Raw genomic sequence first — 16,502 nt, forward strand, 5'->3', positions numbered from 1 at the left:
GGGGCATCCGTGCTGAGCGAGGGCCTGGCCCGCGGGCTGGTGCGAGTGCTGGGCGGAGCGCCTGAGGACACCGGCGGGCCGACGGCGACGACATCCTTCGGCACGTACTCCGCGCCCCAGGCGGACGGCTGGCTCCCCACGGCCCTGCGAGCCATCACAGCGGAGCTGAACCCAGCGGCCCCAAGGAGACTTGGGACTGGCTCTACGAGAGCCGTAACGACACCCGGCGAGCTCTTCTGCGCCCGGAGCCCTGCACGGCGTCGGCGACCCACGCCAGCACACGCATCACTTGGGCGGTGCACCCGGTGCTCTTCCTGCCGCTCACGGACGACCACGAAGCTTTTGAACTCCGAGCGCGTGTGCACGACTTCAAGCCCCACGCGACCGACTGAGTTACAACTCTCTACTGGTTCAGGCGGATCGCTCCGCTCCCCGCGCGCGGCCCGGCCGCGGACCGCGCCGCGCGCCAGGCGTTCAGCCACCTGAAGCCAGAGAAGGGGTACGTCGTGGCTGGGGCGGTCGGCTCCACGGCTTTAGGCAGCCGATTTGGCGCGAGCCTCGAAGATCACGGCCCCAACGTCGCGCTTTAGCGGGCAGGTCTACAGACTGCCCGACGCGCCGGAAGCTTACGGGGCCATGATCACTCGCGCCAAAGCGGCTCCACCCGCAGCCCCAACCGACCTAAGAAATCACCACATCCCTAGAATTCGATCTGCGCGAAAACATAGGAAACGAAATCGCCACTCTTCGCGTTCTTCTCCATAGAGCCCGGCTTCACCTTGGCATAGTCGCTATAGTAGCCCCTAAGTTCACCCAGGATGCCATTGAGATCCAAACTGCTAAAATCCGTCTGCGCTGCGGCCAATTCACGGAGCTGCGTCGGAGCATAGATGCGCTTACCGAGCAACCTGGCCGCAGCCATCATGGATAGATGAAAACGCAGATTTGTGCGCTCGCTCGCCGAAGTTTGCTGATGAGTCGTAAGCAAAAATAGGTCGATTTCCTTTTGCCGCCGAGCCACCCAGAGATAGATAGGCAAATCGATCTTTTTCGAAAAAATGCGAGAATACTCGTCGTTTCGCTTCAAGAGGCTAGACGGCCGAGCCCGAGAGTTGTGCGGTTGACTCAACCCCATAGCCATGACCGATTGCGCAAGGAGAGGAATGCCCACGATTCGCTCGGCACTCTTACCAATATTGCGATAGTAGTTCTTGCGGCGGTCGTAAAACCACCCGTTGGCCAGGAAGTAGGACTCGATCTCACGCTGAATCTCATCAGTTGCCCTTAGCGAGGCAGCTGGCACAGCTGTCTGTCTATTAGTTGCCCTAATAACTCGATCCCTCTCTCCGGGATCTTCTGTTACAAGAATCCGGACCAGAACAGAGCGAGAGAAAGCGGGGTGGTCCTGCTCCAGATCAGATAGGGACCTGTAGATCGTGTGTGAGGTTTGAAGGCCATTTACGATCTGCACATCATCGAGGATATAGGTCTTACTCACAATGGAAGTCTTGGAGCAAACGATTGTCACTCCGTTATTCAGCCACCAAAATTCGACACCATTTTCGTCCAACAGGGACTCTCGAATCTCCTGGTTTACCTCCACATCACCTTGATAATCCCTGACATTCCAGTCGAAAATATGACGCCGGAGCAATCCGGCATCATCGCTTAGGAATCCCAGGTAATCCTTCAGCGTTACCAACGCTACGTGGCTTGTCCCACTCGTCGCATTCTCCAAGTAGGTCAGCTTCAAGGTATACGAAGGAACGCGACTGGCGGCCGCCCAGAGCTCTGCAGCACCGAGAAATTCCGCGTACCCAGTGGCATTAGGAACCAGGCCGGCAAACTGACTTTCGAGCTGTTTAGCCTTGGCTTCAACTTTTACGTTGACTTCGCTCTTCTTGCCACGCGTTACGTACGAAAAACGTACTTCGACGCTAGGGTGTCGAATTGCCAGCTTCTGCAGTGCTCGCCTGAAGATAGCGACTCTATCGACCACAGCATTAGAATACAGAAGCTTGAGGTCTTCATCAGATTCACCCAAATTGAGTAGCCGGGAGACCGAGGAAGATACCAGATCGATTGCAGTCTCAGTGAACGACTCCTCCTGCTTGGCCTGCACAAGCCAGAGAAGGAGGCGTGTACCTACTGCGATACTCGACGGCGAGAATCCAGCGTCAAATACATCGCTATCTTCCTCAAGAAGAGAGCTGCCAAGGAAGACATATACGCCATCAATCGCACCGTCGTTCCCGCCCCCCACAACACCGCTGACCACCTCATCGGCAGACAAGTCAAAGTCTCGCAAAGCTTGCTCACATGCGAAAATCTCGAATGCCTCATCTGCTGGCAGAGGAGTAGCGCGCTCTGCCTGGCGCTGCTGCATGATCTGGTCCAACAGCACGAGTTCATTACTTGGCACTGGACTACCTGCCTCACCGTCAGTCCCTGAAGGCTGGGACTCAAGGCTAGAGCAAAGCTACTTCGCCACGGCCCAGTTGGACATCTTTCTGGCGTCTGGATCGTGGCTCGCGAAGCTACCCGGCAACGGCAGAGGCCCACTTCGTCCCGCTGGCCATCCGCAGGTGTACAGCCAACCGACAAATGAACGCCCTCCCGGGCCGTGGAAGGGCGCTCAGAGTTGGCCAACGTCGACAGCTACCGACAGCTCAGCAGCAGGTCAGAGCGTTGATCGACAAGGCGGCCACAGGTCACGGCCGTCGGTAATCAGTTGTGGCTGTACAGCACCGCGGTACCGCAACCCCAGCAACCACCCCGTCCGGTAGCTTCCATCCGGGCCGGGAAGTGACCGAGATGGCTGGCACTGACCGATTCTCTGTTGAGCTACGGATCAGAAGGCCAGGGGGCAGACGAGACGGTTCGGCACAGGCCGGGCCGTCTCAGTTTCCGTCTCAATTCAGGCCCGTTCACGGTCGTTCAGACGAGATCCAACGAGGGCTCACCCTCGGCAGCAGAGCCCCATGAACGCGGGTAACGCCCCTGCGCACGCCCCTCTGAGCCCCCAACAGGCTTGGCAGGCGTGTTGGTGGTTGGGACGCGGGCTGTGTGTCGGCCAGACAGCTGCATCAGCCCTGCTGCTGGGCCGCAGTCCGTGCAGTCACGACGTCACCGTGAGGCATACACAGTCGTGGCCACCAGTGTCTGTGTTGGGACGTGCTCCCCGGCCCGCATGCGCAGCAACAGGTCGACGGCAGCGTCCGCGATACGCCGGGGATCCTGCACGATCGTCGCCCGGAAGGGCGTGACACCTGACTTGATGGTTGCCAGCGCGTCCGGTGTCCCGTCTACGCCGAGGATGAACAGTCCGGCGTGCTGGTAGCCCCGCGCCTCCTGCTTCTTAACCGCATCCACAGCTCCCAGGGCCATTTCGTCGTTGGTGCAGTAGATGGTGTCCAGCGATTCCCCGCGTCGGAGAAGGTAGCGCAGATGCTGGTCAACGATGTCGCGTGCACTCTCCCGAGAGAAGTCCCCCTGCAGGTTGATGTCCAGTCGGGAGGGCGACACCATGTCGCGAATCTTGGCCGCGAAGACGAGGTGCCGGCCAATCTGTGCCTCACCTGCCACGACGAGGATGGAGGGCCGGTTCTTCCCTGCTTCCCGCAGCTCCTGACCAACCCACTGCGCTGCGCGCTCACCGATCTCGTCCGCGTCACAGCCGACGAACACGGTGTTGGGAGGATAGTCCTGCACCTGCGGGAAGGGCCTGATGTCGACGAACACGATCGGCAGGCCGGACATGGTGCTGGTATCAGCCAGTTCTCGCCGGATGGTCTCCGGGCGGGAACAGACAATAAGGCCGCCAACAAATGACCGCCTCTTCTTCCGAATGGCATTGAGCTCCCGCACCTGGCTCTGACCGCTGTAGTCGTGCCGCGGCAGTTTGACGACGAGGTCCATACCGTGGTGATCAAGAGAGCGGACTGCGGAGTCCAACAATCCGGCGAGCCAACGGGTCTGCACAAACGCTGAGATCAGGATGAAGACTTGAGGCCCAGGTCGAGTGAGGCGACGCATCAGCAGGAAGGCTGCCGGAAAGGCCATCGCGGCGGTTGCCACGAACAACCAAGCAGGAACGGAGGCACCAGCACACGAGCGGGTCAGCGCCGCGACCGCGCCTCCGCCAGCCGTCAGGACGATGCCGCTAGCCAACGAGACTGCCAGATCGGCGAGCACTTCCCGTCGTATGCCTCGTCTTTCGCTCAAGTGCTGCCCTTCTGATCATGCTCCTGCGCCAGGGGCCAAGCACTGCGGCCGACGGACGCGACGCACGTGTCTGGTAGTACCGCACGCAGGCCCCATCCGGCGAGGGCGCACGAGGGGAGCGCAGAGGGTACAGAGATGGCATAGAGGAGCGAACCTCTAGCGACCCGCCCGTCAAGCTACCGACAGCTCAGCTTGACCACCGACCCACCTGCGGTACCGCAGCGAAGTGCAGCAACTTCCACCAACCGACAGTGCCCATCACCGGCCCTCATTGGACTCCCGGCAGCCTGTATCAACGCCAATGGCCGCTTTCTGTAGAGCTACGGATCAGGAGGTGGGCCATGGTGTGCGCATCAGCCGCACCACAGGCGCACCGGATCAGGCAGGGAACAGCGGGGAACACGGTGAGCATAGGCAGGCCTGACGAGACCGCTATCCGGCCGTCCGCCCTGGTCGGGGCCCTAACCGCCCCCAAATGCCCACAGCTTCCCAAGCTGGGGAGCGCGAGTTCGATTCTCGTCGCCCGCTCTTCTGAAGCCCCAGGTCAGCGACCTGGGGTTTGTTGTTTTCGGGGGCGGGCGCTACCGCCCGAGCCGTGGCTCCAGCAGGTCCAGTGCCTCCTCCCATCGGTACCGCTCCGCGCCGCCTCCCGCCTTCGGCGGATGGGGCTCGTACGAACCGATGAGCACACCCATCGCGCGCAGCCGCTCCAGGCTCTCCGAGTAGGCGGGGTGGGCCGCCTGAGCGGCGTTCACGTACGGGAGGGCGGCGGTGGGGATGCCCAGGGCGTACGCCTCGCACAGGATGCCCAGGGTTAGGTGATCAGCTGGCCGGCGTCGGGGGCGACTCCGGCGGCACAGTACTCGGCCTCGGGCGTGGCCCGGCCGGGTCGATCGCCAGGGGGCGCCGTGGGTGGACAGGGCAGGGCCCGTGGGCGTGGGGGCAACTGCCGCCTAGGCTCGTGGTCATGACTCTTGTCGACGCGGTGATCGTTCGTGATCTGGCGCCCACCGGGGTGTTGCGGGTCGCCATCAATCTGGGGAATCCCGTTCTTGCTCAGGGCACGCCCGAGGAGCCGGGTGGGGTGAGTGTCGCTCTGGCTCGGGAGGTCGGGGGGCGGCTGGGGCTGCCGGTGCGGTTTGTTTGTTTCGACGCGGCTCGTAAGTCGTACGCCGCGATGACTGAAGGGCGTGCCGACCTGTGTTTTCTGGCCGTGGATCCAGGCCGCGAGGAGGAGGTCGCGTTCAGTGCGCCGTACGTGCACATCGAGGGGACGTACGCGGTGGAGCGGGGCTCGCCGTTCGTCTCTGCCGCCGACGTGGACCGGGTCGGGGTGCGCGTCGGCGTCAAGAAGGGGTCCGCGTACGACCTTCATCTGAGCCGCGCCCTCCGGCACGCCACCGTGGTGCGCGGTGACGACGGGGTCGACGTGTTCCACGCCGAGGGTCTGGACGTGGCGGCCGGCATCCGTCAGCCGCTGACCGCGCACGTGGCCCGGCGCCCCGAACTGCGCCTGCTCGAACCGGCGTTCATGACCATCCGGCAGGCCATGGGCACGACGCGGGAGCGGGGTCCGGAGACCGTGCGGTTCCTCAGCGAGCTCGTGGCCGAGCTGGTGGCGTCCGGGTTCGTCGCCGAGGCGCTGCGCCGCTCCGGCCAGGATCCGGCGTTGGCCGCCCCCGCCGGGGGCTGACGCGAGCCGGGGTGCGACGGGGGCGGGGTGGGCGGCCTCCCCGCTGTGGGAGACCGCCCGGACCAGGGCGGGCGACAGGAAAGCCGTGTCCGCGCGGAGCAATATCTGTGCTCGCCGGGTGAGAAATAGGCGCGAGCCGTGGCGAGTATTTCTCGGGCCTTGCCGGGAGGGAAGTTATTCATCGTGTCCGGCCGATCTCGGCGTGCTACTGTCGACTCAGTTGCAGGTGTGGTTGCCAGGCAGGTTCATTTCCGACGGGGTAATCATCACGGCGACACGGAATGCGCGCAGTGCATTCCTGAAAACGCCTCCGAAGGAGAAATGACATGGCTGCCGGTACCGTGAAGTGGTTCAACGCTGAAAAGGGCTTCGGCTTCATCGAGCAGGACGGCGGGGGCCCCGACGTCTTCGCCCACTACTCGAACATCGCCACCCAGGGCTTCCGCGAGCTGCTGGAGGGCCAGAAGGTGACGTTCGACATCGCGCAGGGCCAGAAGGGCCCGACGGCCGAGAACATCGTTCCCGCCTGACACCCGCACCACCGCGCATACTTCGCAGCTGGGGCCCGCACCTTGGGGTGCGGGCCCCAGCTCGCTGCTTTTTCAGCTACGCCGCACCATGTCATTTGGCGCCTTCTCACGTCTCCTCGCGCCTTTTCGCTTCCTTTCAGCCAGCCGTTCCGGGGCGTTCCTGTGGTTCCCCGTGCCGTCCTCTCGACGCGTCAGGGAATGTCCTATGAATTTCAGGTGTTCACCGCGCTCCCTGTGATGCAGGGACGTGCGGAAATCGGCAGGCCGTACCCGGCGCGTTCGCGCTGCCGGAGACCGGTGTGCCCGCGCTGCTCGTCACCGACCCAGCACTCTCCTGGAGGTCCCTTTGACGCCTGCTCGGACTCAGCACCATGGAGTGAACCCGTCCCCCGTGGCCGTGGTCGACGGCAAGGACGCGTCCGGGCCACGGGTCTGTGACGACATGACGGTCGAGGTGGCGCTGTCCCTCATGGCGGGGGCCCGCGTCGATCACCTCGTCCTCTGCGACGGGGACGAACAGAGGACGGGCCTGGTCACCCTGGCCGGGCTCGCCGTCCTCCGCGGCAGCCCCGGCTACACGGACCGGCTCCGGCTGCGGGACGTCCTCGGCGGGCCGGTCGCCTCGCCCGGCGGCCTCTCCGTCGCCTGCTGACCCCCTCGCCCGGTCGGCCCACCCTCCTTACTCCTTCCCTGTGAGGCATCATGCGCTGTGTCATCGCCCGGTACCCGTTCGAGCTGACCAAGAACGGGGTGCTGGCCTCGATGGAGGGCGTCAAGCCCGAGTGCGTCACGGGCGAGTCCGTGACCATCGGCCGCCGCCGCTACCCGGTCAAGCAAGTGGGCCGCGTCATCACCCGCCAGGACCCCCGCGACTTCACCAGCGGCGAGATCGTCCGGGCCATGACCCGCCTCGGCTTCACCTGCCACGCGCAGCCCGAGGCCGCGCCCGCGGTCGCCCCCACGCCGTTCCAGAACGCGTCGGCGCTGCTCGGCGGCGCCGCCGTAGCGGAGGTGTGACGACCGGCGGGAGACCGCCAGCAGAGACTCAGTGAGGGCCTTGCCGCCAGGTGCCGGCAAGGCCCTCACTGGCGTACGGGCGCGGCACCGCCCGCGCCGCGGCCCTCGGCCCCCACCGCCCCGGGCCGCAGAAAGCCCCCGGCCGGTCGCGGTGCCGGGGAGCGGAAACAGGCGGTCGGCACGGCACGAGGGGCGACCGATGGTGTTGAATTCCCTTCGGGGCCCTGGTGCCGTACGGCATCGGGGCCCTTCGACGCGTTGCACGACGAGGTGACATGGCAGCAGATAATCCGCTCAGCGGTCGTCTGGACGACGACGACTACCCCGCGTACACCATGGGCCGGGCCGCCGAGATGCTCGGCACCACCCCCGGCTTCCTCCGGGCCGTCGGTGAGGCCCGGCTGATCACTCCGCTGCGCTCGGAGGGCGGGCACCGCCGGTACTCGCGCTACCAACTGCGGATCGCCGCACGGGCCCGCGAGCTCGTCGACCAGGGGACCCCGATCGAGGCCGCCTGCCGCATCGTCATCCTCGAGGACCAGCTCGAGGACGCCCAGCGCATCAACGCCGAGTACCGCCGGGCCGCGGCCGCGGCGTCCGACGACCGTTCCGCCCCGGGCTCCGGTTGACGGAACGCGCGGACCGGCCGGGCCCGGCCCGGTGCCCCTCAGCGGCGTCGGGGTGCGAAGCGCCAGGGGCCCGAGAGGTCTCCTTCCGCGGTGAGGCCGTAGTGGGGGAGGTCGCGCCAGCGGGGGTCCGTACGGGAGCGCAGGGCGGACCAGGCGGACAGGGACGGGTCGTGGCCCGCGTCGACCGCGAGGCGGTAGAGGCGGTCGGCCTCGGCGAGGGAGCCGCGCTGGGCGCAGAGGTGGGCCAGGTCGCAGAGGGCCTCCACATGGCCCGCGTGGGCGGCGGCGCGGGCGTGGTGTCCGGCCGCCTCGTGGTCACCCGACTGCTGTTTGAGGCGGGCCAGTTCGCCCAGGGCCCGGGTGCGGCCCAGGTCGGCGGCGCGCTGGTAGAGGCGCTCCGCCTCGGGCTTCCTGCCGTCGGACTCCCAGAGCCGGGCCAGTTGCAGCAGGACGCGCCCGCCCCCGGCGGCGGCCAGGCGTTCGGCGCCCTCGCTGTCGCCGCTCCGCTCCCGGCGCAGGACGAACTCGTTGAGCACCTGGGCGTCCCCGGCGCGGGCGGCACGCAGGACGAGCGCCTCGGCTCCTGACGTGTCGCCGGACTTCTCGCGCAGCCGGGCGAGGAGGACGAGGGCGCCGGAGTTGCCCGCCCGGTTGGCGGTGTGGGCCAGGCGTTCGGCGCCTTCGGAGTCGCTGTTCTTCTCGCGCAGCCAGGACAGTTCGAGCAGCGCGAAGGTGCTGCCGCCGCCCGCCGCGCCGCACGCCATGCGCTCGGCCTCCTCGCCCGCCCCTTCCTCCTCCTTGAGCAGGGCGAGGTGGGCGAGCGCGTCCGTGCTGCCGTACGAGGCCGCGTTGCGGTAGAGGGCCACCGCGGCCTCCCGGTCCCCGGCCTTCTCCCGCAGCCGGGCCAGCTCGGTCAGGGCGTACACGCTGCCCTGGCGCACGGCCGCGCCCAGGAACCGCTCGGCGCCCTCGCTGTCGCCCCACCGCCGCTTGAGCCGGGCCAGCTCGGTGAGGGCGAAGATGCTGCCGGAGTCCGCGGCGAGGTCGAGGGCGCGGGCCGCGCCCTCGCGGTCCCCGGCCTGCCGCCGCACCCCGGCGAGGCGCAGCGCGGGGCGCACCTTGCCCCGGGCGGCGGCCGCGATCACCAGGCGCTCCGCCGCCGCGCCGTCGCCCGCCTTCTCGCGCAGGCCCACCAGGTCGGAGAGGGCGTACGTGCTGCCGGTCTGGGTCAGGGCGAGGAACGCGAGCTCCTCGGCGCCGTGGCGGTCCCCCGCCTCCTCCCGGGACCGGGCGAGTCCCGCGTACGTCCTGATCTTGCCGGTGGCGGCGGCGTTCCTGGTCAGGCGCTGGGCGCCCTCCTCGTCCCCGGCCTCCTGGCGGAGCCGGACGAGGCGGGTCAGACAGGAGCTGTCGCCCTGGTTGGCGGCCTCGTGGGCCAGTTCCTCCGCCCGGCCCGGCTCGCCCTTGAGCTGGCGAAGGCGGACGAGTTCCCAGCGCGCCCTGTGGTCGTCCTCCCACGCGGCCTCGTAGAAGTCCTTCGCCCGGTCGAGGTCGCCGACGCCCTCGGCGATGCGGCCCAACTCGGGCCGCACGTCGGTGTTCCCGGCCTTCAGCGCCCGGCCGTAGAGGGACGCGGCGATCCGGAACCGGCCCCGCGTCTGCGCGGCGCGCGCCAGGGTGACGCTGTCGTCGGTGGTGAGGCAGTGGCGCTCGGCCGCGGCCCAGAAGGGGGCCGGGGGGCACAGCAGGCGGCGCTCGACGCGGCCGTACTGCTCCAGGTAGTCCGCGAGCCGGTAGGCCCGGCGCGTGCCCGTGCCGCTCCGGGACGCCACGGGCGTGAGCGGCCCCGGCACCCCGTGGCACGGCATGGCGCAGTACGCGAGGGCTTCCTCCAGCCAGGCGCTGCCGAGCAGGCCCCGCTCCTGGTCCTTCAGATAGCCCTCGGCGGCCTCGGCGAGCAGCTCGTGCGGCAGGGCGGGGCCGTGCCCCAGCCTGCGGTAGTCCATGGCGGCGTGGACGAGCGCCTTCTCCGCCGGGGGCGCGCACAGATAGCGCCGCATCAGTTCGGGCACGCCCGCGAGGAACTGGGTGATCTCGCCGTCGGTCGCCCCCGCGAGGGCGCTGGCGAGGCGCGGGTCGTGGTGCGCGCGCTGCCGCGCCCGGTACAGGTCGTGCTCGGTGAACGACTTGGGCACCACGACGCACCGGCCGATGCCGGTGAGGAGCTTGCGCTGCTGCTCGAAGCGGTCGTCGGCGCCGGTGACCGAGGGCAGCGTCAGGGCCTCCCAGAACCGGGGCCAGATGGTGGCGAGGACCAGGACCGGGCCGCGGCGCCGGTCGGTCAGGAGCGAGCGCAGGGCGGCGGCGATGCCCTCGGCGGTCCGCGCGTCGGGAGCGAGGAGGTAGTGCTGGACCTCGTTCAGCCAGATCACCGTCTGGGCGCCGACCTCCGCGAGGTGCACCAGGGCGGCGTCCGGGCGCGTCGGGTCGAAGGGGTGCCACACCCGCCACCCCGGCGGCAGCCGCCGCAGCACCTCCCAGCAGGCGCGGGTCTTGCCGGTCGAGGACTCGCCGACCAGCGTGACCATGAGGCTCTCGCCGCCGGTCGCCCGGTCCACCAGGTCGCCGAGGGCCGCGTCGTGGTCCCTCGGTACGTACGCGGGCAGCCTCGGCAGCGACCGGTCGCCGGGCACGCTGATCGACCGGTGCACCTCAAGGGCGAAGGGGTCGAGGTCGACGACGGGGCTGCCGAGGGGCTGGGCGAGCTGGGCGGCGACCCACATGCGCCGCACCCGCGTCGCCACCTTGCCCGGATCCCGGCCCGCCCACCGGGCCAGCAGGAGGGCGACGGAGGCGACGTCCTCCTGCCCCGTCGGGAGCTCCGTGGAGCCGATGATCCGGTGGATGGTGGCCTTCGAGGGGCTGCCGGGGAGGGAGTCGTCCTGCCCGATCTCCTCCGCCATGCGCTGTGTCGACGGCGTCCCGGCGTCCACGTAGAGCTCGTAGACGTACTCCTTCAAGTCCCGCAGCGGCGCGGGAGTCACGCCCAGCGGCTGCGGAATCCGTCGCTGGCTCCCTTGCCGCGCACCACTCTTGCGACCGGTCATCGAAGCATCCTTGCGTGGGCGGGGCGCGGCCGCCGCGAAAGTCGCGGATTCGGCCGCGGACGGGGCGTCAGGGGCGGTCGGTCAGGAGACGAGAGCCCGGAAGGTCTCGTCGGCGGCCGCTCCGACGAGGGCGGACACGAGGCCGCTCAGGACGAATCCCAGCAGGGTCAGCCGCTCGCGACGGCTCAGGGGGCGTCGGGGCATGACGGGGCTCCTGTCTCGGTGGGCTCGGGCGGCCGACCGGATCGCCGGCCGGGTTCCACTCTCACGGACGGGCGCGCGCCCGGGACGAGTTGAGACGAGACGGCGGCGCGCGTACCGGCGTACTGGACCCGAGGGGGCCGGGTAGCCGCACGGGATGGGTGACATCCTCGTGGGCACGTGTTCGTGGACCGACCGGGAGCTCGTGCGGAGCGGCTGGTACCCGGTGGGGCGGCGGGACGCCGAGGGGCGGCTGCGGCACTACGCCGAGCGGTTCCCGGTCGTGGAGGTGGACGCCTCCTACTACGCGCTGCCCAGCGCGCGGAACAGCCTCTTGTGGGCGGAGCGGACGCCGCCCGGGTTCGTCTTCGACGTGAAGGCGTTCTCGCTGCTCACCGGCCATCCCACGCGGAGCACGGCGCTGCCGGAGGAGCTGCGGGGCGGGCCCCGGGGCCCGGAGGCGCTCGACGCGGTGTGGGAGCGGTTCACCGCGGGGATCGCGCCGCTGCGCCGGGCCGGGCGGCTGGGCAGCGTGCTCTTCCAGTTCCCGCTGTGGTTCCGGCCCGGGCCGGAGGCGGAGGCGTTCCTCGCGGACTGCGCCCGGCGCACCCGGGGGTGGCCCGTCGCGGTGGAGTTCCGGCATCCGGCGTGGTGGTCCGCCGAGCGGGGCGGGGCCGCGCGGGCGCTGCTCGCGCGGTACGGCATGGCCGCCGTCGCCGTCGACATGAACCGGACGCTGCCCTCTTCGGTGCCGCCGGTCACGCCCGTCACCACGTCACGGCTCTCCGTCGTGCGGTTCCACGGGCGCAGCGCCGCGTGGGGGACGGGGAGCAAGGAGGAGCGGTTCCGGCACGCGTACACGGAGGCCGAACTCGCCGAGTGGGTGCCGAGGCTGCGCGCCCTCGCCGAGCGGGTCGAGCGGGTCCACGCCCTGTTCAACAACTGCTGCGGGGACGCCGCGGTGCGGGCCGCCGAGGCCCTGACGCGGCTGCTCGGCCCCGCCGGCCCGCGGTGACCGCCGCCCCCGGGTCCGCGGTGACCGCCGCCCCGCCGCCCCGCCGGTCCGCGGTGACCACCGCCCCGCCGGTCCGCGCCGGCCGTCGCGCTCAGGCCAGGAAGCCGCCGTCGATGTTGATCGTCGCGCCCGTCACATACGCGGACTCCGGGCCCGCCAAGTAGACGATCAGGCCCGTCAGTTCCTCCGGGGTCGCGTAGCGGCCCGCCGGGGTCAGGCCGGTCATGACGTCGGCGACCGGGCCCTCGGGCGGGTTGGCGTCGGTGGCCACCGGGCCGGGCTGGACGTTGTTGACCGTGATCGCCCTGGGGCCGAGCTCCCGGGCGAGGGCGCGGGTGAAGCCGGCGACGGCCGCCTTGGTGAGGGCGTACGTCGTACCGTTCGGGAACGGCATCCGGTCGGCGAAGACGCTGCCGATCGTGATGATCCGGCCGCCGTCGCCCAGGTGGCGCAGGGCCTCCTGCGAGGCCACCCACACCGCGCGCACGTTCACCGCGACGTCCCGGTCGAAGTCGTCGACGGTGAGCTCGCCGAGCGGGCCCATGGAGCCGACGCCCGCGTTGTTCACCAGGACGTCCAGGCGGCCGAAGGCGGACACCGTGCCGGTGACGGCGGCGCGGACCGCCTCCGCGTCGGCCGAGTCCGCCGCGATGGCCACGGCCCTGCCGCCCTCGGCCTCGATGTCCGCGACGACGCCGTCCGCGCTGCCGGGCGAGGAGTGGTACGTGAGCGCCACGGCCGCGCCCTCGCGGGCGAGCCGGCGGGCGATGGCCGCGCCGATGCCCCGGCTCCCGCCGGTCACCAGGGCGGCCTTGCCGCTGAGGGGTCCGTCCTGCTTCGGCGTGCTCGTCATGCGGCTGCCTTTCGTGGATCACCCGTCGGACGACGCGTCAGGTTGATGCGTCAACCCGAAGCTAAGCCCGGTAGGTTGATACGTCAACCTGAACGCGTAGAATCGCGCCATGAGCGATTCCGGGTGGCTGAGCGACGAACAACAGCGCGCGTGGCGGAGCTTCGTTTCCATGCACACGGCACTGCTCACGCGCCTGAACGCCCACCTCCAGGACGAAGGGGGCCTGTCCTCCTCCGACTACCAGATCCTGGTGGCCCTCTCCGAGGCGCCGGGCGGCCGCGCCAGGGCCACCGCCCTGGGCCGCGAGACCGGCTGGGAGAAGAGCCGCCTCTCGCACCACCTCAGCCGCATGGAGCGGCGCGGCCTGCTGCGCCGCGAGGCGTGCGCCGACGACAGCAGGTACGCCGACGTCGTCCTGACCGACACCGGCCGGGCGGCGATAGAGACGGCTGCGCCGCGCCATGTCGCCCATGTGCGCGCGTGGTTCGTCGACGCGATGACGCCCGAGGAGCTCGCCGCCTTCGGTGACCTGTGCGACGCGGTGGTGACCAAGGTGCGGGTGCCGACGGACGGGCCCTGCCGGATCGGTTTTGAGCCGACCGGGGCTTGAAACCCGCGCCCCGGGCCCTTTTGCCCCTACGCTCGTTGATCCCCTCAGTGCGATGTGAGCGGTGCCCGAGCGGCATGGAGGCATGGATCGACAGTGCTGCCCGGCGTCGGCCTCCCGAGGGCAGGTGAGGTGAGAGCCCCGTGCGCATGACCGACCTTCAGCGGTGCGAGCTCCGTCCCGGACGGCTCGTGGAGTGGACGCTGCACCCGGCGGCGGTGGGGGCCGCGCGCGACCTGCCCGACGACGTCCGGCCGCCCGCGTACGTACAGGAGTCGCACATCCGCACCTCCCGTACGGTGCGCGGCGACGGCCTCTTCGTGCCGACCTGGCTCGGCACCGTCTTCGACCTGCCGGGGCGGATCGACCTCGACGTGCTCCAGGACGCGCTGCGGGCCTGGACGCTGCGGCACGAGACGCTGCGCAGCGGCTTCCGCTGGGCGGGCGACGAGATGCGGCGCTTCACGCTGGCCGCCGAGGACGTGGCCCTGCACCGCGCGGACGGCGGCACCTTCACCGACGCCGCGACCCTGACCCGCTATCTCCAGGACCGCTTCGACACCGCGGCCGACGCGCTGACCTGGCCGAACTTCATCTTCACCGCGATCGTCCGGGACGACGGGGCGACCGTGTGCATGGCGTTCGACCACAGCAACGTCGACGCGTACTCGGTCCACCGCATCACTGCCGAGATCCACGAGCTGTACGCCGCCGGGCTCCGGGGCGACGCCGTGGCCGCCGCGCCGGTCGCCAGCTACGTCGACTTCTGCGCGAGCGAGCGCTCGGACGCCGACCGGATCGACCACACCCACGCCGTCGTGGCGCGCTGGCGGGAGTTCATCGGCCGGTGCGAGGGGAAGCTCCCCAACTTCCCCGTCGACCTCGGCCTCGACCCGGAGGGTCCGCTGCCCGAGCAGCGGCTGCTGCACGAGATGCTCGTGGGCGACGCGGAGGCCGCCGCCTTCGAGGCGTACTGCCGTCCCTACGGCGGCAGTCTCGTCGGCGTCCTCGCGGCCGTCGCCCTCATCACCCGGGAGATCAGCGGCCTGCGGGTGTACCGCACGGTGGTGCCCTTCCACACCCGGGTGCGCTCCCAGTGGGCCGAGTCGGTGGGCTGGTACGTGGGCGGGGCGCCGATCGAGGTGCCCGTGGCCGACGCGGCGGACTTCGACGACGCGCTGCGGATGGTCCGCGCCGCCCTGCGCGAGGCCAGGCCGCTGTCCCGGATGCCGATCGCTCGGGTGCTCCCGCTCCTCGGCGCCGACTTCCGGCCCACGTCACCGGACCTGTACTCGATCGTCTCCTACGTCGACACGCGGGCGACCCCGGGCGCGGAGCGGTGGCAGGAGCTGAAGGCGTACGGCCTGATCCGGGTGTCGTACGGCGACCAGGTGTGCGCGTGGATCACGCGGCTCCACGAGGGGCTCCAGTTCGCCTGCCGCTACCCCGACACCGACGCCGCGTACAAGAACATGCGGCTCGTCGTGGAGCGGCTGCGGGAGCGGGTGGTGGAGGTGGCGCGGGCGGTGCCGGGCGCCGGCAGGACCGTGCGGGCCGAGGGCGTGTCGCGGCTCAACTCGGTTTCCTAGGGCCCGGTTCCGCCTCGCGCGGGGCGCGCACCGCCGCCTCCAGGTGGCCGCGGAACCAGCGGTGGCCCGGGTCGGCGTCGTTGCGCGGATGCCAGGCCATGCCCAGGTCGATCGGCGGCAGGGGCAGCGGCACGGGGAAGGTCCGCAGGCCCAGGGCCTCGGTCGCGCCGGGGAGCCAGCCGGGCAGGGTCAGGGCGACGAGGTCGGTGTCCCGGGCCAGCAGCATCGCGCCGGTGTGGCTGGGGACGACGACCGCGACCCGGCGGCGCAGGCCCAGCTTCGCCAGCTCGGTGTCGATGGGGCCCAGACGCTTGCCGAGCCGGGAGATGCCGATGTGGCCCGCCTCGGCGAAGCGGCGGGCGTCGAGGGGCCCGTCGAACAGCGGGTGCCCGGCGCGGGCGACGCCGACCAGGGTCAGCCGGGAGAGCTGCCGGGTGCGGGTCTCCGGGTCCAGGTGGGCCAGGACGCCCAGTTCGACGTCCACCAGGCCCTGGCGGAGGGCCGGCCCGCCCTCCGCCGACTCCGGCAGGAAGACCACGTCGACGTGCGGCGCCTCGGCGTGGACGCGCTCGGTGAGGGTCCCGGCGAGGCCCGCCTGGAGCAGGTCGATGGTCTGCACGGTGAAGGTGCGCCGCAGGTGCTCGGCCGCGAAGCCCGCGCCGGGGCGCAGCACCTCGTCGCAGCCGCGCAGCAACGCGGCGACCTCCTCGCGGAGTTCGAGCGCACGCGGCGTGGGGACCATGCCCTGGCCCGCGCGCACCAGGAGGGGATCGCCGACGGCGCGGCGCAGCCGGGCGAGGGTGCGGCTGGCCGCAGCCGGGGACGTGCCGAGCCGCTCGGCGGCGCGCGTCACGCTGTTCTCCTGGAGCAGGGCGTCCAGGGCGCGCAGCAGGTTGAGATCCATGGGCCCTCCCGAGCTGCGTCTTTACGCAGGCGGCAACTATGGGGTGCCGATCCTTGCATTGCTCCGGCAGCCCGCGGTGGCGAGGGTGGAGGCATTCCCCGGGGCACCCGCGACAGCCCGGACCGCGCCCCCC

The 16,502-nt window shown here is 70.1% G+C and carries 14 protein-coding genes and 1 pseudogene; 8 read left to right on the top strand and 7 right to left on the bottom strand.

The genetic code is table 11. The features are described 5' to 3' along the window. Window positions 1–700: 700 nt before the first annotated feature. The 3 genes and pseudogenes from AC5WAM_RS19530 to AC5WAM_RS19540 all read right to left on the bottom strand — a co-directional run. Window positions 701–2,404 (bottom strand): AIPR family protein, encoded by a 1,704-nt coding sequence (locus AC5WAM_RS19530; protein ID WP_495523317.1) that lies wholly within the window; start codon window positions 2,402–2,404, stop codon window positions 701–703. Window positions 2,405–3,126: 722 nt separating this feature from the next. Further along, on the bottom strand, window positions 3,127–4,194 hold the full coding sequence (locus tag AC5WAM_RS19535; RefSeq protein ID WP_495523318.1) for a sugar ABC transporter substrate-binding protein: 1,068 nt from the start codon (window positions 4,192–4,194) through the stop codon (window positions 3,127–3,129). 611 nt (window positions 4,195–4,805) lie between these two features. Beyond that, a pseudogene (locus tag AC5WAM_RS19540) lies at window positions 4,806–5,051 on the bottom strand (flavoprotein); the annotation flags it as partial. Between the two features lie 140 nt (window positions 5,052–5,191). Here AC5WAM_RS19540 and AC5WAM_RS19545 point away from each other — a divergent pair. The 5 genes from AC5WAM_RS19545 to AC5WAM_RS19565 all read left to right on the top strand — a co-directional run bounded on the left by AC5WAM_RS19545 (window position 5,192) and on the right by AC5WAM_RS19565 (window position 8,093). Further along, the gene (locus tag AC5WAM_RS19545) at window positions 5,192–5,917 is read left to right on the top strand and encodes a transporter substrate-binding domain-containing protein (protein WP_495523319.1); all 726 of its coding nucleotides are present in this window, start codon (window positions 5,192–5,194) and stop codon (window positions 5,915–5,917) included. Between the two features lie 326 nt (window positions 5,918–6,243). Next, on the top strand, window positions 6,244–6,447 hold the full coding sequence (locus AC5WAM_RS19550; RefSeq protein WP_030362120.1) for a cold-shock protein: 204 nt from the start codon (window positions 6,244–6,246) through the stop codon (window positions 6,445–6,447). A gap of 376 nt (window positions 6,448–6,823) precedes the next feature. Next, the gene (locus AC5WAM_RS19555) at window positions 6,824–7,099 is read left to right on the top strand and encodes a CBS domain-containing protein (RefSeq protein WP_375256781.1); all 276 of its coding nucleotides are present in this window, start codon (window positions 6,824–6,826) and stop codon (window positions 7,097–7,099) included. A gap of 50 nt (window positions 7,100–7,149) precedes the next feature. Next, window positions 7,150–7,464, top strand: a complete 315-nt coding sequence (locus AC5WAM_RS19560) for an SCO5918 family protein (protein ID WP_366795496.1) — start codon at window positions 7,150–7,152, stop codon at window positions 7,462–7,464. 275 nt (window positions 7,465–7,739) lie between these two features. Further along, window positions 7,740–8,093, top strand: a complete 354-nt coding sequence (locus AC5WAM_RS19565) for a MerR family transcriptional regulator (RefSeq protein ID WP_366795497.1) — start codon at window positions 7,740–7,742, stop codon at window positions 8,091–8,093. 38 nt (window positions 8,094–8,131) lie between these two features. On the opposite strand, the gene AC5WAM_RS19570 is transcribed toward AC5WAM_RS19565, so the two are convergent. Continuing rightward, a complete protein-coding gene (locus AC5WAM_RS19570) occupies window positions 8,132–11,200 on the bottom strand; it encodes a hypothetical protein (protein WP_495523320.1) in 3,069 nt (1,022 codons plus the stop codon). An 81-nt stretch (window positions 11,201–11,281) separates the two neighbouring features. Continuing rightward, the gene (locus AC5WAM_RS19575; RefSeq protein WP_260422877.1) at window positions 11,282–11,404 is read right to left on the bottom strand and encodes a hypothetical protein; all 123 of its coding nucleotides are present in this window, start codon (window positions 11,402–11,404) and stop codon (window positions 11,282–11,284) included. 154 nt (window positions 11,405–11,558) lie between these two features. On the opposite strand from AC5WAM_RS19575, the gene AC5WAM_RS19580 reads away from it, so the two are divergent. Then, entirely contained in the window at window positions 11,559–12,416 is an 858-nt protein-coding gene (locus AC5WAM_RS19580; protein WP_495523321.1) for a DUF72 domain-containing protein, read from the top strand. A gap of 91 nt (window positions 12,417–12,507) precedes the next feature. On the opposite strand, the gene AC5WAM_RS19585 is transcribed toward AC5WAM_RS19580, so the two are convergent. After that, window positions 12,508–13,269 carry a 3-oxoacyl-ACP reductase family protein gene (locus tag AC5WAM_RS19585; RefSeq protein ID WP_366795501.1) on the bottom strand — a complete coding sequence of 254 codons (762 nt, stop codon included), beginning with the start codon at window positions 13,267–13,269 and terminating at the stop codon, window positions 12,508–12,510. Between the two features lie 109 nt (window positions 13,270–13,378). Between AC5WAM_RS19585 and AC5WAM_RS19590 the strand changes: the two genes are divergently transcribed. Together AC5WAM_RS19590 and AC5WAM_RS19595 are read left to right on the top strand one after the other, a co-directional pair. After that, window positions 13,379–13,879, top strand: a complete 501-nt coding sequence (locus tag AC5WAM_RS19590) for a MarR family winged helix-turn-helix transcriptional regulator (RefSeq protein WP_495523322.1) — start codon at window positions 13,379–13,381, stop codon at window positions 13,877–13,879. Window positions 13,880–14,025: 146 nt separating this feature from the next. Beyond that, window positions 14,026–15,465: a condensation domain-containing protein gene (locus tag AC5WAM_RS19595; protein ID WP_495523323.1), complete on the top strand. Its 1,440-nt coding sequence runs from the start codon at window positions 14,026–14,028 to the stop codon at window positions 15,463–15,465. Here AC5WAM_RS19595 and AC5WAM_RS19600 read toward each other — a convergent pair. Then, entirely contained in the window at window positions 15,449–16,369 is a 921-nt protein-coding gene (locus AC5WAM_RS19600) for a LysR family transcriptional regulator (RefSeq protein ID WP_495523324.1), read from the bottom strand. The two genes, AC5WAM_RS19595 and AC5WAM_RS19600, sit on opposite strands and share 17 nt — an antisense overlap. Between the last annotated feature and the right edge of the window lie 133 nt (window positions 16,370–16,502).

The sequence above is a fragment of the Streptomyces sp. JLYT201 genome, assembly GCF_059448825.1.

What these genes read in the sequence shown, in the direction of transcription:
- AC5WAM_RS19595 (WP_495523323.1), top strand. Translation starts at nt 14,026, where the DNA reads ATGACCGACCTTCAGCGGTGCGAGCTCCGTCCCGGACGGCTCGTGGAG.
- AC5WAM_RS19580 (WP_495523321.1), top strand. Translation starts at nt 11,559, where the DNA reads ATGGGTGACATCCTCGTGGGCACGTGTTCGTGGACCGACCGGGAGCTC.
- AC5WAM_RS19550 (WP_030362120.1), top strand. Translation starts at nt 6,244, where the DNA reads ATGGCTGCCGGTACCGTGAAGTGGTTCAACGCTGAAAAGGGCTTCGGC.
- AC5WAM_RS19585 (WP_366795501.1), bottom strand. Translation starts at nt 13,269, where the DNA reads ATGACGAGCACGCCGAAGCAGGACGGACCCCTCAGCGGCAAGGCCGCC.
- AC5WAM_RS19570 (WP_495523320.1), bottom strand. Translation starts at nt 11,200, where the DNA reads ATGACCGGTCGCAAGAGTGGTGCGCGGCAAGGGAGCCAGCGACGGATT.
- AC5WAM_RS19575 (WP_260422877.1), bottom strand. Translation starts at nt 11,404, where the DNA reads ATGCCCCGACGCCCCCTGAGCCGTCGCGAGCGGCTGACCCTGCTGGGA.
- AC5WAM_RS19560 (WP_366795496.1), top strand. Translation starts at nt 7,150, where the DNA reads ATGCGCTGTGTCATCGCCCGGTACCCGTTCGAGCTGACCAAGAACGGG.
- AC5WAM_RS19545 (WP_495523319.1), top strand. Translation starts at nt 5,192, where the DNA reads ATGACTCTTGTCGACGCGGTGATCGTTCGTGATCTGGCGCCCACCGGG.
- AC5WAM_RS19600 (WP_495523324.1), bottom strand. Translation starts at nt 16,369, where the DNA reads ATGGATCTCAACCTGCTGCGCGCCCTGGACGCCCTGCTCCAGGAGAAC.
- AC5WAM_RS19590 (WP_495523322.1), top strand. Translation starts at nt 13,379, where the DNA reads ATGAGCGATTCCGGGTGGCTGAGCGACGAACAACAGCGCGCGTGGCGG.
- AC5WAM_RS19565 (WP_366795497.1), top strand. Translation starts at nt 7,740, where the DNA reads ATGGCAGCAGATAATCCGCTCAGCGGTCGTCTGGACGACGACGACTAC.